The organism is Campylobacter sp. 2018MI13, from assembly GCF_018501135.1.
Lineage (GTDB): Bacteria > Campylobacterota > Campylobacteria > Campylobacterales > Campylobacteraceae > Campylobacter_E.
In genome coordinates this window covers 1-627 of sequence record NZ_JAHCZC010000173.1, presented here as the reverse complement: position 1 = coordinate 627, position 627 = coordinate 1, and the positions used below count along the sequence as shown (strand labels likewise).

Sequence of the window (627 nt, the reverse complement as noted above, 5' to 3'; positions counted from 1 at the left end):
CAATATTTCTTATGCGCTGAATGTGTTGTCGGGACTTCGAAATCAAAAGGCTTCTCTAAGCATCGCACTGACAGCGAAATCTTCTGGGTGTACTCGTCAATATCAATGATCATGACCTTAACGCGCTGACCGACCTTGAGATAGCTACGGATATCATCGATAAAGCCATGCCTGCACTCTGAAATGTGAATCAGGCCCTGCGTCTTATCATCCAATGCGACGAATTCACCGTATGGCTGAATGCCCGTGACTTTGCCATCAAGGACCATCCCAATACGATAATTCACACGCATTTCCTCTATTCTTCAATTTCGACCCCGACAAATACGACATCATCTTTCGGCTTGTCTCCAAACGTTGTTTCAACTGCCGCGATCCTGTCAACGACATCCATCCCTGAAATCACCTGTCCAAAAACGGTGTGTCGATGGTCAAGCCAAGGAGTACCACCCTCTTTGTAAGCTTCGATGATTTCTTCGGGGTAGCCGGCTTCTTTCATTTGATCGAACATTTCGTCCGGAATGTTTTTAGCCTGGACGATAAAGAATTGACTTCCATTAGTATTCGGACCGGCATTTGCCATTGAAAGGGCACCGCGAATATTGAATAATTCATTTGAAAACTCGT

Annotated in this window: 2 protein-coding genes; both read right to left on the bottom strand. The window is 45.3% G+C overall.

Annotated elements, in window-relative coordinates; genetic code table 11:
• On the bottom strand, positions 1 to 269 hold a 269-nt coding region (locus KJQ99_RS09500; protein ID WP_214150683.1), incomplete at its 3' end, for a CvfD/Ygs/GSP13 family RNA-binding post-transcriptional regulator.
• Between the two features lie 29 nt (positions 270 to 298).
• A partial coding sequence (locus KJQ99_RS09495) for a peptidylprolyl isomerase (protein WP_214150682.1) occupies positions 299 to 627 on the bottom strand: 329 nt, incomplete at its 5' end.